Raw genomic sequence first — 13,673 nt, forward strand, 5'->3', positions numbered from 1 at the left:
CCACCACCACCACCACCACCAACGCGGGGTCACTTAAAGCCCCTCCGTGACCGGATGATGGGCGGTAAGTGACCCCGCGTTGGTGGTGGTGGTGGTGGTGGTGGTCGGTGGGGAGTTAGCCCTTCATGATCTCCGCGCGCTGGGCCATGTAGTTCTCCATGGTGAGCTCGCCGTCGCTGTACCGCTGGTCCAGTTCCGCGAGCTTGCGGGCACGGAAGCCCTGCGGGGCCGACGGCGGCTGGGGCACCGCCGGGGCAGAGGGCTGCTGTGCGTCCTGAGGCTGGAAAGCCTGGGGCCGGTTGCCGGGGTATTCCGGGCTGTCCTCATAAGGGATCGGGGGCTGGTAGGGCTGGCCCGGGTACGGCTGGTTCGCCGGCGGCATCGGCTGCTGCGGGGCCCCCAGCTCGCCGAATGCCCCTAATAGTCCCGCTGGGTGAACCCGTCGCGCGGCTGCTTGTTCTGCTGGCCCGGGTATCCGGCCCCGCCGCCGGGAGGGTTTCCGGGGAACTGCCCGAACTGGTCCGGGAAGCCGCCTTGGTTCTGGTTCCGCCCGCGCACCGACTTCTTGTAGTAGCGCATCGCCATCGGGATCAGGAATGACAAAACGATGATCCAAAAGAACAGACTGTTCACGGTACCGTGCCTCTCAGGAAGTGTCCTCCCAGCTTAACGCCCGCACCCTGCCCGTCGTGCCCTGTCCCGGGTACCCGGGCCAGGGGCCCTCGTCCAGGCGGCCCGGTCAGGCCGCTCAGGGGCGCACGGGCTCCTCAGCGGGCGGCCCCTCGCCCGAGCCGAGCGGCATCCCGGGGCCGAAGACCGGCCCCGGGAGGGGGCGCTTGGCCGTGACGCCGTCGCCGGAGGAACGGTTCCGGAGCCGGCGGACCACCCACGGGACGAAGTATTCGCGGGCCCACACCAGGTCACCGGACCGCGCCTGCCGCCAGCTGCGCTGCGGGAGGGGTTTGGGGGAGAGTGGTTCGAGGGTGTGCTCGACGTTGAGGGAGTCCAGGACCATGGCCGCGATGGTGTGGTGGCCCAGCGGCGAGAAGTGCAGCCGGTCCGCATCCCACATCTGCGGATCGTTCAGCTGCCGCAGGGACCACATGTCCGCAATGACGGCGTCGTGGCGCGCCGCGATAGTGCGAAGGTTCTCGTTGTAGATGGCCACCTTGCTGCGCACCCGGCCCAGCACGGACGAGCCGGTGTCGGGGCCGTTGAAGAGGACCACCGTGGCGCCGGCGAGGGTGAGGATCTGCACCACCGAGTCCAGTTTCTCGGCCAGGGCATCCGGATCCCCGCCGGGGCGGATCAGGTCGTTCCCGCCCGCCGACAGCGTCACGAGGTCGGGCCGGAGGGACAGGCAGTGGGCCAGTTGCTGGTCCACGATCTGCTGCAGGAGGCGGCCCCGGACGGCGAGGTTTGCGTAGGCAAAGTCCTCGTGGCCGCGGCTGAGCTCCTCGGCCACCCGGTCCGCCCAGCCGCGGTGGCCGCCAGGACTCGCCGGCTCGGGGTCACCGATGCCCTCCGTGAAAGAGTCCCCCATGGCCACATAGCGGGTCCAGGGGTGGGTTACGGGGGTCTCCGGTGCATTCTGCATGGCTTCAGTTTCGCTCACCTTCATATCGTGCACTCTTCGTGCAAAGCTACGCCACCGTAAGTTGTTACTTCCGGGTAACTGTAAGAATGGAGCCATGACTCACGCCGCCGCCTTCCCCGCCCCCGTTGTCCTATGGTCCAAACCCGAGGAGGAGCGCGCCGGCAAGGCGCTGCTGGTCCTGTTGCACGGCTATGGAGCCAACGAACAGGATCTCCTGAGCCTGGCGGACGTGCTGCCGCAGGATTTTGTGGTGGCGTCGCTGCGCGCACCGCTGGTTTCCGGCCCCGGGTTCACCTGGTTCCCGCTGACGGCATCGATCGACTACTCCCTCGACGCCGTCAAGGATGCCGCCACTTACGTGGAGGACTGGCTCGACGCGGTCCGGCAGAACCACCCGTCCGTCACACTGCTGGGCTTTTCGATGGGGATGGCACTGGCCACCACCCTGCTGCGGCGGCGGCCCGCGGACTATGCCGCCGTCGTCGGCTTATCAGGTTTTGCCGTCGACGCCGCCGGGGATCCCAGCTTCCGAGACTCCGAACTGGACGGGACGGTGCCGTTGTTCTGGGGCCGCGACCAGCAGGATCCGGTGATCTCGCCCGACAAGGTCGAATTCACCATGGGCTGGGTGCGCAAGCACGTGAAGCTCACCAAGGTGCTTTACACCGGGATGTGGCACGGCATCAACCAGCAGGAAATCGGGCACGTCTCCGAGTTCCTCACCCATGGCGTGCTGAGCAAGTAGGCTGACGACGCCGGGCGGCAGTCCGCCCGGCGAGGTTCTAGGCTCCCTCGGGAGTGCTGATCCGCACGGTCCTGCCGTTCACGGTGACGGTGTCGCCGTGGTGGAGCTGGCGGCCCCGGCGCTCGTCGATCTCACCGTTGACCTTAACGAGCCCGCTCTTGATCAGCTCCGCTGCTTCCACCCCGTCCTCGACCAGACTGGCCAGCTTCAACAGCTGACCGAGACGGATCATGTCGTCGCGGATGGTGATCTCTTCAATTTCCGGGTTGCTCATACAAGCAATGATGCCTGACGTAAGGTGACAGCAATGACGCACACGCCCCGGCTTCCGTTCCTCGCCGGGCTGCCGCTCGCCGTGGCAGCGGGGCTGTTCATGCCCGTCCAGGGCAGGATCAACGGCGCCCTGGGTGCGGCGCTCCAGGATGGAATCGCCGCAGCAGTGGTGAGTTTCACCACCGGTCTGGTGGTGATGATCGCGATATCGATCGTGCTGCCGAAAGGCCGGACCGGGCTGGCGCGCATCGTGCCGGCGATCCGGGAGCGCCGTTTCCCGCGCTATTACGTTCTGGCCGGCTGCATCGGCGGGTTCTTCGTCTTCGCGCAGTCCTTTACCGTGGGCCTGCTGGGTGTCGCCCTCTTTACTGTCGCCAGCGTGACCGGGCAGACCCTCAGCGGGCTGCTCGTGGACCGGATGGGGATAGGACCGGCCGGCAAAAGATCCATCACCGGCATCCGGGTGCTCGGCAGCATCCTGACCGTCGCCGCCGTGGCCTGGGCGGTCTCGCCGCGTTTCTCCGGCGCCGGGTCAGGGCCGGGGGAGCTGCTGGTTCCACTGCTCCTCCCCGTGCTGGCCGGATTCCTGATGAGCTTCCAGCAAGCCATGAACGGCACCGCCGCGATGCACTACGGCACGCCCATCGCCGCGACGCTCATGAACTTCATCGCCGGCGGGGTCATGCTCTGGGCTGCCTGGCTGGTCAAGATCGCCGTCGCGGGACCGGGCAACGCGCTGCCGGCGGAGTGGTGGTACTACCTGGGCGGGCCCATCGGGTGTGTATTCATCGGAGTCGGCGCCGTGCTGGTCCGCAGCCTGGGTGTCCTGGTGACGGGACTCGGCATGATCGCGGGCCAGTTGCTGGGCTCCCTGGGACTGGACCTGGTGTTCCCGGCGCCCGGCACTGTGGTGGCGCTGCCCACCGTGCTGGGGACCCTGCTGACCCTCGCCGCGATTGTGCTCGCGAGCCTTCCCTGGCCCAAAGGCGCCCTGCGGCGGGCGGCGCCGGGGGCCGGCAGGCCGGTAGGCTAGGAGGCGCAGCTTCCTGCACCGCCAACATTGAGCCCCGGCTGATTGTTGTGCGCGTGCTTTTGCTGCGTTTAAGTCTTGCGTTTCAGCAGTGCCCCGTCCGGCAACCAGCCGGGGTCCCGGGGCTCAGACCGCGGACCGCACCCAGCGGCCCTGTAGAAAGTGGAGTTCCCATGGCAGCAAAATCCGTCCTCGACCAGATCATTTCCCTCGCCAAGCGCCGGGGTTTCGTATTCCAGGCCGGTGAAATCTATGGCGGCTCGCGTTCTGCCTGGGACTACGGGCCCCTGGGCGCCGAGCTCAAGGAAAACATCAAGCGCCAGTGGTGGCAGTCCGTGGTCCGCGGCCGCGAAGACGTCGTCGGCCTCGACTCCTCCGTGATCCTGCCCCGCCAGGTCTGGGAAGCCTCCGGACACGTCGACGTGTTCTCCGACCCGCTGGTCGAGTGCCTCTCCTGCCACAAGCGCTACCGCGCCGACCACCTCGAGGAAGAGTACGAGGAGAAGAAAGGCCGTCCCGCCGAGAACGGCCTCAAGGACATCGCCTGCGCCAACTGCGGCACCCGCGGCGAATGGACCGAACCCCAGGAGTTCTCCGGCCTGCTCAAGACCTACCTCGGTCCGGTGGCCAGCGAAGAAGGCCTGCACTACCTCCGCCCGGAAACGGCCCAGGGCATCTTCGTCAACTTCAGCAATGTGCTCACCACCTCCCGCAAGAAGCCCCCGTTCGGCATCGGCCAGATCGGCAAGTCCTTCCGCAACGAGATCACCCCGGGCAACTTCATTTTCCGCACCCGCGAGTTCGAGCAGATGGAGATGGAATTCTTCGTCGAACCCGGCACCGACGAGCAGTGGCACCAGTACTGGATGAAGGAGCGCATGTCCTGGTACACCGGCCTCGGCATCCGCGAAGACAACCTGCGTTTCTTCGAGCACCCGCTGGAGAAGCTCAGCCACTACTCCAAGGGCACCACGGACATCGAATACCGCTTCGGCTTCCACGGCTCCGAGTGGGGCGAGCTTGAAGGCATCGCCAACCGCACGGACTTCGACCTGTCCACGCACTCCAAAGCTTCCGGCCAGGACCTGAGCTACTTCAACCAGGCCACCAACGAGCGCTACACCCCGTACGTGATCGAGCCGGCAGCCGGCCTGACCCGGTCCTTCATGGCGTTCATGATCGACGCCTACACCGAGGACGAGGCACCCAACGCCAAGGGCGGCGTCGACATCCGCACCGTGCTCAAGCTGGATCCGCGCCTGGCCCCGGTCAAGGCAGCCGTGCTCCCGCTGAGCCGCAACGAGGACCTGTCCCCGAAAGCCAAGGACCTCGCCGCCCAGCTGCGCAAGAGCTGGAACATCGAGTTCGACGACGCCGGCGCGATCGGCCGCCGCTACCGCCGCCAGGACGAGATCGGCACCCCGTTCTGCATCACCGTGGACTTCGAGACCCTGGACGACCAGGCCGTCACGATCCGCGAACGCGACACCATGAGCCAGGAACGCGTCTCCCTGGACAAGGTGGAGGGCTACCTGGCCGCACGGCTGATCGGCGCCTGATCGTGGCGATCTCCTACCGTGAATGGCACGACGGCGACGACCTCGCCCTGCTGGAAATCTGGGGCGGCCCCGAAACCGAGCAGGCCCGGCAGTTCCGCGGCACCTTGGCACCCTCCGGCAGCGCGCCATGGCGCCGCTGCATCGTGGCCGAGGACGTCGTCGACGGCGTGGCCATCCCGGTCGCGGCCGGTGTGGTCCACGAGGCCTCGCTGCACCCCGAACGCCTCTGGGCCTACATCGAGGTCGACCGGCACCACCGCCGCGCCGGCGTCGGCTCCACGCTGCTGACCATGCTGCGGCACGAAGCCGCACAATCGCCGTCGGGCGTCTCCCGGCTCCGGACCAAGGTGGAGCCGGGCACCCCCGGCGCGGCCTTCGCCGAGGCGGCGGGCCTGGCCCCGATCCAGCGTTCCCGGCTCGTCGTCGTCGAGCCGGGGGCCCTCCGGCTGCCGGTCTTCGGCGACGGTTCGGAGGCTGCCGCCTCCGAGCAGGTCGAGGACCTTGCAACCGGCTCGGTGGAGCTCAGCGACGTCGTGGGCCGGTACTACACGGCCGTGCACGGCTGGGACAGCCCCGGCGAGCTCAGCATCGGCACAGTCCAGCGCCTGTTTTTGGACGAGCTCAGCGGAGCCCACGGCGCCATTGTGCTCCGGGCGCCCAAAGCCAGCGCGTTCGGCCCAGGAGTGCCGGCCAGCAAGAAGGGCCAGCTCCAGGCCTTCGCGATCAGCTACGCCGAGCTCGCCCCCGACGGCGCGGCGGGGGAGGGCGCGGCCAAATCAGGCCATCCCACCGACGTGTTCCTGGGCCACGAGCCCAAACTCCCGGAGGACGAGGCCCGGGCCGCCGTCCGGGACCTGCTGGCGCTGATTGCGTTCCAGCACCCCGTGGTGCTGGAACTGGACCACTCGATGGAGGCGCTGCGCGCCGTCGTCGAGCCCTTGCTGGAGAGCGGCAAGGCGCGCCTCCAGGGCGCCGAGACACTGGTCGTTTCCGACCCGGCCTAGTCCCTGACGCAGCTGACCCGCAGTAGTGAAAACTACTGCGGGTCAGCTGCGTTTAAGGCTGTGTCCGGTGGGGTTACTGGCCGGGCGGCATCACCGGCGGCACGAAGTTGAATGTCATCCCGAGGAGCCAGACGAGCAGCAGCACCACCGGCAGGTGGAAGACGAACTGCAGGAAGGTGAAGCCGACCAGGTCCCGGGCCCGCAGCTTCAGTACCGCGAGCAGCGGCAGCATAAAGAACGGGTTCACGAGGTTCGGCAGGGCCTCGGCGATGTTGTAGATCTGCACGGTCCAGCCGAGGTTCATCTGGACGTCCGTGGCGGACTGCATCACGTAGGGAGCCTCGACGAGCCATTTTCCGCCGCCGGAGGGGACCAGCAGGCCCAGCAGGGCCGTGTACAGCGCGATCACGATGGCGAACCCGCCGCCGCCGCCGATCTGTGAGAAGAACTCGGCCAAATGGGCCGAGATGGTCATGCCGCCATGGCCGGTGGCCCTGGTCAGGATCGCAGCCATCGCGGCGTAGAGCGGGAACTGGACCAGGATGCCGGCGGTCGCCGGGACGGCCTTGGTAACGGCCTGGAGGAAGTTCCGCGGGGTGCCGTGCAGCACCAGGCCCAGGATCAGGAAGACCAGCAGGTAGCCGTTCAGGCTGCTCACCACGGTCAGGAAGGGCTTGGTCAGGAACTGCGAGACAAGCCAGCCGAGCGTCAGGACGCCGGCCAGGACTGGCAGGATCATGCTGTACTCGAGCCATTCGCCCGGGCGGGAGCGCGGCGCCGGCTCGCTGGGTTCATCGTCAAGGTCGACGCCGAGATCCTCGGCGGTGCGGAGCGCACCGCCGGTCGGGGCCGAGAAGTGCGCGATCACGGTGGTGAGGGCCACCAGAATGGCCAGGGTGAGCAGGGACTGCCAGGTGAAGATCGTGGTGCCGAAGTCCAGGATGCCGGTGATCTTCAGCAGAGCCGGCGGGAGCGAGGCCGCGGTGGCCTGCAGCTGCGCCGCCGAGGAGGACAGGCCGAGCGCCCAGACGGCCCCGAGGCCCATGAAGGCGGCCGCGCCCAGCGCGCGGTAGTCGACGGTGAGGTCCTTGCGGCGGGCGATGGCGCGGGCCAGCAGGCCGCCGAAGATGAGGCTGAGGCCCCAGTTGAGGAAGGACACCGACATTGACATCAGCGCCACGAAGCTCACGGCGGTGCGTGCGGTCGCCGGGATGAGGGCCAGCCGGTTGATCAGCCTGGCCACGGGCGGGGAGGTCGCCACGACGTAGCCGGTCAGCACCACCATGGCCATCTGCAGGGTGAAAGCGGTCAGGTCCCAGAATCCGTTGCCGAAGGAATCGGCGATCGACTGGGGCGAGGCGCCGATGGCCAGGGCGGCCGCAGCGATGATGATGACGCCGGCCAGGGCGAAGATGTAGGCGTCCGGGAACCATTTTTCGGTCCACGCAGCCATCCGTTGGGCTACGCGGGCGAGACCGCGTTCTTCGCCGATTCCGCTTTTCGTCAGGACTGTGTTTGCCACAGAGGGGTACCTCTCCATTGAGTGCGATTTTGTACCCGATGGAGCCTAGCCAAGACGATCGCGGTAACCGGGCTTATCGGCGCCGGACGCCAGCGCGCCGCGGACCTTCGGCCGCGTCCAGGCGCTGCCTCTCCTCCTCGGTGGGTGCTCCGCCGCCGAGGTCCGCCGGCATCCACCACGCGCCCGGGGCCGGCTGCAGCGGGAAGTCGGCGATGCAGGCATCGATGCCGGCCTGGAGGGTTTCGCGCAGCGCTTCGGTGGCCCGCTGGACGTCCTGGGACGGGCCGACGATCACCGGTTCGCCGATGTGGATGCGGACCGGGGCGCGCCAGGCGCGGGCCGGGGAGAACCCGTGGCGGCGGGTCATCAGCCGGTGGGAGCCCCAGATGGAGACGGGGATGATGGGCACGCAGGCCTCGGCGGCCATCCGCACCGCACCGGTCTTGCACTCGCGCACCCGGAAGCTGCGGCTGACGCCGGCCTCCGGCAGGATCGCGATGTACTCGCCCTCACGGAGTTTCTGAACAGCGGCATCGTAGGCGTGGGAGCCTGCCCCATACCCCACCACGACATGGCCTGCGGCGCTGACGGCGGGCCCGGCAAACCAGTGATCGGCTGCCCCCTGGGTGACCAGGAAGCGCATCTGGGCCCTGCTGTGCCGCCACAGCAGCAGTTCGGCGAAAGCGAAGTCGAGGTACCCGAAGTGCGTGATCGCGACGACGGCGCCCCGGCCCGGGGTCACACCGCGGGACAACGGCTGCGGGGCATCGCTGCGGCGCTCCGGCGCCGGAAGGTGCTCCTGCCCGGTGACTATGACCCGGATCCGGAACAGCCGGCGCAGCGCCAGCCCGGTGCGGACAATGACGCGGTAGAAGCGGTCGCTGGGCTGGGGCCGCCAGGTCATGTCAGCGTCCGCCCGGCTGTGGACCGTCCGGCTGTTGCCGGCTGCCGCGCGGCCTGCGGGGCGGCAGGGGCAGGAAACCCGAGGTGGATTCCACATATTCCGTATACCCGGGGCGCGCGGACATGGCCTTTTCCGTGAGCGGCTTGCCTGACTTGCCGGCGAGCAGCCAGATCATCAGGGCGGGGGAGAGGACGGTCAGCACCCCGGGCCAGGAATCAGCGGCGACAAGGAAGAACCCGGTCCAGACGGCCGCGTCGCCGAAGTAGTTCGGGTGCCGGGTGTAGCGCCAGAGTCCGGTGTTGAGCACGGTGCCGCGCCTGGAGGGATCCGCTTTGAACTGCCCGAGCTGCCAGTCGCCGACCGTCTCGAAGACGAAGCCAACGATCCAGAGCAGTACGCCCAGCCAGGCCAGCCAGCCGAGGCTTCCGGTGCTGAACATTCCCACCTGGATGGTGAGCGAGACGAAGAACAGGATCACGCCCTGGGGCAGGTAGACCTTGCGAAGTGCGTAGATGTTGCGGGACCCGGGGGCGGAAGAGAGCATGTCCACGTACCGTGGATCCTCGTGGCCGCCGCGGGCCCGGACGCCGATGTGGAGGGCCAGCCGGATGCCCCAGACCGCCACGAGCGCCAGCAGCAGCAGCCGGCGGCCGTCGTCGCCGTGTCCGGCGGAGAGCAGCCAGGAGATGGCGGCCACGACTACGAACCCGAGGCCCCAGACGGTGTCGATGACTGAGTGGCGGCTCTGGCGGACGGCAATGGCAAAGGTCAGGGCCAGCAGCAACACTAGGCCAACCGCCACCCACGGGAGGCTGGCCAGGAAGGCGCCGATCGGGAAGTACGGCATCAGAGCACCACCGGGAGGCTGGGGCCGGAGGCCGGAAGGAGGCTGCGGAAGGAGTCCGAACTGCCCCGGAGTTCCCGCCCCGCGGTGCTCGCGAAGGCATCGAGGATGAATCGGGTGGCCAGTGAGTTCCACAGGCGCACCCGGCGGAACATGAAGTGTCCGGCTCCCTTGAGGGCGACGTACTCCACGGACTCCGCGACGCCGTCAGCCCGTCGGGCGAAGGCCAGCGAGTTGGCGGGGCTGGTCCAGCGGTCCGCGGTGCCATGGACAATCAGGATCCGCCGACCCGCCACGGGTTCCACCGGGGTTTTGGCATCGAGCCAGGGCGCAAGGGCGACGACGGCCTCCACCCGCGGGTGGTCCGCGACGCAGAGGGCGGTCAGGCCGCCCATCGAGTGGCCGAGGAGATAGATGGGGACTCCCGGGTGTTCGCGGCTGATGTGCGAGAGTGCCCAGCGGGCGTCACGGACCGGGGACATGTCCTGTCCGTTCCACCCCCGGTAGCGGTTCCGGAGCGTCCAGACGGCCAGCCCGTCGGATCCGCCTCCACTGCGGAGGGCGCGGGCGAAAGGCAGCATCCGGGCGGGACTCAGGTGCCTGCCACGGACGGATTCGTAGCTGTTGGACCGCCCGCCGTGCAGGACCAGGGCGACTCCCCGGGTTTCCCCGGCGGCCCCGGCAATGCTCAGCACGGCCCTGGCAGCCGCGCCCGGGCCGGCCGCCTCAGGTTCGCGGTCGTCTATCTTGCGTATGGCCACGCCGTGTCCTCCACATTTCGTCCGTCAATTCCAACCATAAGGCGCTGTGCCCCAGTTCAAGCAGCACTTCCGCCGAAAGGCACTGCTCTGCAACCCGCGCGGGACTTCCCGCCGCGGGGACACGCCCATGGAACATTCGAAGCAGTGGCTCGGAAAGATTGGGCGCGGTCGGTTGCTGTCTGCCGGGACCCGCGGAGCGTGCGCCCTGGCGCGTGCCGGCCGCGTCCTCTTCACAGGAAAAAGTCGGCCGGGACCTCTTGACGGGGACAGAGCCGAGGAGTAAGCCTGTGCACGTAAATCTCCGGGCGCCACGCCGGCTGGGAGTGCAGGGAGAACCGTCCGGGTCGAATCTCACGACGAAATCGACGGTACAGAAAATGAACGGAACAATGTTCGACAGCCTGCGCGAGCAAGTCCGCGGGCAGGTCATCACCGCTGGCGACGCGGACTACGACGCCGCGCGGGCAGTGCACAACGGCATGATCGACAAGAGGCCGGCAGCGGTGGTCCGGGTGTCCCAAGTGGCGGATGTCATCGCCAGCGTCAACTTCGCCCGGGACAACTCCCTGGGCCTGGCCATTCGTGGCGGTGGCCACAGCGGGCCGGGCTTTGGCACGGCGGACGACGCGCTGGTCATCGACTTTACGAACACCCGGGGGGTCAGGGTCGATCCGGCCAGCAAAACGGCCAGGACCGAGGCCGGCGCCACGTGGGCCGACTTCAACCACGCCACACACCCCTTCGGGCTGGCGACCACCGGCGGCATCGTTGGCTCGACCGGTGTCTCAGGGCTGACCCTCGGCGGCGGCATCGGCTACCTGGACCGGAAATACGGGCTGAGCTGCGACAACCTTCTCTCGGCCGACGTCGTCACCGCGGACGGAAAGTTCCTCACGGCCAGTGAAAGCGAGAATGAGGACCTCTTCTGGGCGTTGCGCGGCGGCGGCGGGAACTTCGGCGTCGTGACCTCGCTGGAATTCCGCCTCCATCCCGTGGACATGGTCCACGCAGGCATCATCATCTACCCCGTGGAGCACGCCGAAACCGTGGCGAAGTTTTACCGCGAGCAACTGGCGGCCTCTCCTGGCGAGCTGGGCGCATTCCTCGCCTTCCATCAGGGCCCGCCGGTTCCCTTCCTCCCGGAAGAGTGGCACGGTAAGCCGGTCTGCATTGTGGTCGGCATGTGGACCGGTGACCCGGCCGAAGGGCAGGCCCGCTGGCAGCCGTTCCTGGACGCTGCGCCCGTGGCAGGGTCCATGGTGGGGCCGATGCCATATGCGGCCTTGAACTCCGCCTTTGACGGGATGTACCCCAAGGGACTGTTGGCCTACTGGAAGGCGGCCTTCCTGACGGAACTCAACGACGGGGCCATCAACGCCCACCTTGACTACGGCAGCCGGGTGCCCAGCGTGCAGACCGCCGTGCACATCTATCCGATCGACGGCGCAGTGCATCAGGTGGGGGCCACGGACACAGCGTTCCCCAACCGGAACGCCAGGTTCTCTCCGGTCATCGCGTGCCATTGGGAGGATCCCCGGGACAGCGAGGCGAACATCGCCTGGGTCCGGGAGTACGCAGCGGCCCTGCAGCCCTACTCAGAGAGTGCGGGCTACATCAATTTCATGGACGGCGACGATCTGACCAAAGTCGAGGAAAACTACGGACCGAACTACAAGCGCCTGCGGGAGATCAAAGCAAAATACGATCCGCAGAACCTCTTCCACGTGAACCAGAACATCACGCCGGCCTAAGGCGGAGGCCTCGGCCGGGCGGCGCCGGCCGGCGGACACCGGCGTCGGACGACCGGGCCAACGGCGCGGCCGGACCCGGGCAGCCAGCCCCTGCGTCATGACGGCGCCATGAAACGCCGTAAAGTCTTCGGCATGAGGTTGAACTGCTGATGGGCGCCGGACATTCACACACCGCACAAGGACACGCGGAGCCGACACCCCAGGCGCTCGCCGCGCGGAAGAAAGCCAACCTCATCCTCGCCGCCATCCTGATCCCGCTGACGCTGCTGACCCTCGTGGCGATGGCGCTGCTGTGGCCCTCGGGCAGCAAGGAGGGGATCACGCTGGCGAGCCCCTACGCGGCCGCGCCGGGAGTCACGTTCGACACCGGGAAGATCCAGCGCGTTGTCACCGGCAGCTGCATGGATGCCCTCCCGCAGGGACAGGCCGGAGCGGACGCCGCGCCGCAACAGGGCTCGGAGTGCACCTTTGCCTTCACGGACCCGGACAAGGGCGGCAACCCCGTCAAAGTGGTCATCAACCCCGACGTCGCCAAATCCCACGGTGTTAAGGTCGGCGACAACATCCGCTACCTCAACCTCTCCAAGGCCCAGGGCGCCGCCGGCCAGGGCGCGCCCGCCTACGTCTTCGTGGACTTCGTCCGGACCCTGCCGATCATCGTCCTGGCCTTGCTGTATGCCGTTGTTGTGATCGCCGTGGCGCGCTGGCGCGGGTTGCGCGCGCTGATCGGACTCGTCGGGGCCTACGGCGTGCTGGTGTCCTTCATGCTGCCCGGGCTGGTGGAGGGCAAGCCCCCGCTGCTGCTGGCAATGGTGGGGTCAACGGTGATCATGATCGGCGTACTGTACTTCGCCCACGGTTTTTCCGCCCGGACCTCGACGGCGCTGCTCGGCACCATGTTCGGGCTCGCGATTACCTCGCTGCTGGCAGCCTGGGCCACCGACGCCGCCAACCTCGCCGGCGTGGGCAGCCACGATTCCGCAGCCCTGGCGAACATCTCGGACAACATCTCCATCTCCGGAATCATCCTGTGCGGCCTGATTATCTCGGGCCTGGGCGTCCTGAACGACGTCACCATCACGCAGTCCTCGGCAGTGTGGGAACTCTGGGAACTGGCCCCGGAAACGTCCGCGCGCCAGCTCTTCACCTCCGCGATGCGGATCGGCCGGGACCACATCGCCTCCACTGTGTACACCATCGCGTTCGCCTATGCCGGTGCCGCACTGCCGGTGCTGATCCTGGTGATGCTCTATGAACGGCCGCTCGGTGACGCCCTCACCAGCGCCGAGCTCTCCGAGGAAGTGATCCGCACCCTCGTAGGATCCATCGGCCTGGTCCTGGCGATCCCCGTTACCACGCTGATCGCGGTACTTGTGGTCAAAGCAACGGGAATGAAGGCACCGGGCGCCAGGACCGCTCCTCTCCTGGCCACCGCCGTCGGCGTTCCCGCGGCCGGCCGCGCAGCCGTTGGCCATACCCCGGACGACGCCGAGCGGCTGGACGCCGTCGACCCTTCCGAGGCCTTCGACGAGGCGCCGGCCGGGCGCCGCGGGCGGCGCGCCGCCGCACGGGACTGACCGCGGGTTTCCACATAGCAGGCGCGGATCGGGCCGATTTGCCCGGCTTTGAGACAATGAACAGGTGACTGTTGTAGCTACCCCTCCCGCCCCCAAGCTGGAACTC

General features: G+C 68.0%; 14 protein-coding genes. 6 read left to right on the forward strand and 8 right to left on the reverse strand.

All coding sequences use genetic code 11. From position 1 onward, the window contains the following. Positions 1-115: 115 nt before the first annotated feature. From BJQ90_RS00935 to BJQ90_RS00945, 3 genes are all read right to left on the reverse strand, one after another. Positions 116-382, reverse strand: coding sequence for a hypothetical protein (locus BJQ90_RS00935; protein WP_226758438.1), 267 nt, complete (start codon positions 380-382; stop codon positions 116-118). A 35-nt stretch (positions 383-417) separates the two neighbouring features. Then, on the reverse strand, positions 418-633 hold the full coding sequence (locus BJQ90_RS00940; RefSeq protein ID WP_226758439.1) for a hypothetical protein: 216 nt from the start codon (positions 631-633) through the stop codon (positions 418-420). A 115-nt stretch (positions 634-748) separates the two neighbouring features. Then, positions 749-1,621 carry an SGNH/GDSL hydrolase family protein gene (locus tag BJQ90_RS00945; protein WP_413463619.1) on the reverse strand — a complete coding sequence of 291 codons (873 nt, stop codon included), beginning with the start codon at positions 1,619-1,621 and terminating at the stop codon, positions 749-751. A gap of 70 nt (positions 1,622-1,691) precedes the next feature. Between BJQ90_RS00945 and BJQ90_RS00950 the strand changes: the two genes are divergently transcribed. After that, positions 1,692-2,342, forward strand: a complete 651-nt coding sequence (locus BJQ90_RS00950) for an alpha/beta hydrolase (protein WP_226758440.1) — start codon at positions 1,692-1,694, stop codon at positions 2,340-2,342. A gap of 37 nt (positions 2,343-2,379) precedes the next feature. On the opposite strand, the gene BJQ90_RS00955 is transcribed toward BJQ90_RS00950, so the two are convergent. Then, positions 2,380-2,616, reverse strand: a complete 237-nt coding sequence (locus tag BJQ90_RS00955; protein ID WP_226758441.1) for an RNA-binding S4 domain-containing protein — start codon at positions 2,614-2,616, stop codon at positions 2,380-2,382. A 33-nt stretch (positions 2,617-2,649) separates the two neighbouring features. Between BJQ90_RS00955 and BJQ90_RS00960 the strand changes: the two genes are divergently transcribed. From BJQ90_RS00960 to BJQ90_RS00970, 3 genes are all read left to right on the forward strand, one after another. Further along, positions 2,650-3,648, forward strand: a complete 999-nt coding sequence (locus BJQ90_RS00960) for a DMT family transporter (protein ID WP_226758442.1) — start codon at positions 2,650-2,652, stop codon at positions 3,646-3,648. Between the two features lie 170 nt (positions 3,649-3,818). After that, positions 3,819-5,204 carry a glycine--tRNA ligase gene (locus BJQ90_RS00965; protein ID WP_226758443.1) on the forward strand — a complete coding sequence of 462 codons (1,386 nt, stop codon included), beginning with the start codon at positions 3,819-3,821 and terminating at the stop codon, positions 5,202-5,204. Between the two features lie 2 nt (positions 5,205-5,206). Continuing rightward, positions 5,207-6,208: a GNAT family N-acetyltransferase gene (locus BJQ90_RS00970; RefSeq protein WP_226758444.1), complete on the forward strand. Its 1,002-nt coding sequence runs from the start codon at positions 5,207-5,209 to the stop codon at positions 6,206-6,208. Between the two features lie 73 nt (positions 6,209-6,281). Here the strand turns inward: BJQ90_RS00970 and BJQ90_RS00975 are convergent, their stop codons facing one another. The 4 genes from BJQ90_RS00975 to BJQ90_RS00990 form a co-directional block, all read right to left on the reverse strand. Next, positions 6,282-7,730: a short-chain fatty acid transporter gene (locus tag BJQ90_RS00975; RefSeq protein WP_226758445.1), complete on the reverse strand. Its 1,449-nt coding sequence runs from the start codon at positions 7,728-7,730 to the stop codon at positions 6,282-6,284. 73 nt (positions 7,731-7,803) lie between these two features. Further along, the gene (locus BJQ90_RS00980) at positions 7,804-8,634 is read right to left on the reverse strand and encodes a lysophospholipid acyltransferase family protein (protein ID WP_226758446.1); all 831 of its coding nucleotides are present in this window, start codon (positions 8,632-8,634) and stop codon (positions 7,804-7,806) included. Position 8,635: 1 nt separating this feature from the next. Further along, positions 8,636-9,481, reverse strand: a complete 846-nt coding sequence (locus BJQ90_RS00985) for a DUF1295 domain-containing protein (protein WP_226758447.1) — start codon at positions 9,479-9,481, stop codon at positions 8,636-8,638. Then, complete coding sequence (locus BJQ90_RS00990; RefSeq protein ID WP_319004583.1) at positions 9,481-10,239, reverse strand: alpha/beta hydrolase; 759 nt, start codon at positions 10,237-10,239, stop codon at positions 9,481-9,483. Before BJQ90_RS00990 ends, BJQ90_RS00985 begins: the two co-directional genes overlap by 1 nt. A 377-nt stretch (positions 10,240-10,616) precedes the next feature. Between BJQ90_RS00990 and BJQ90_RS00995 the strand changes: the two genes are divergently transcribed. Together BJQ90_RS00995 and BJQ90_RS01000 are read left to right on the forward strand one after the other, a co-directional pair. Beyond that, positions 10,617-11,990: an FAD-binding oxidoreductase gene (locus BJQ90_RS00995; protein ID WP_226758448.1), complete on the forward strand. Its 1,374-nt coding sequence runs from the start codon at positions 10,617-10,619 to the stop codon at positions 11,988-11,990. A 149-nt stretch (positions 11,991-12,139) separates the two neighbouring features. Continuing rightward, positions 12,140-13,567: a YibE/F family protein gene (locus BJQ90_RS01000; protein ID WP_226758449.1), complete on the forward strand. Its 1,428-nt coding sequence runs from the start codon at positions 12,140-12,142 to the stop codon at positions 13,565-13,567. The last annotated feature ends 106 nt before the right edge of the window (positions 13,568-13,673 follow it).

It is taken from the genome of Arthrobacter sp. SO3 (assembly GCF_020532825.1).
In the GTDB taxonomy this organism is placed as follows: Bacteria; Actinomycetota; Actinomycetes; order Actinomycetales; family Micrococcaceae; genus Arthrobacter.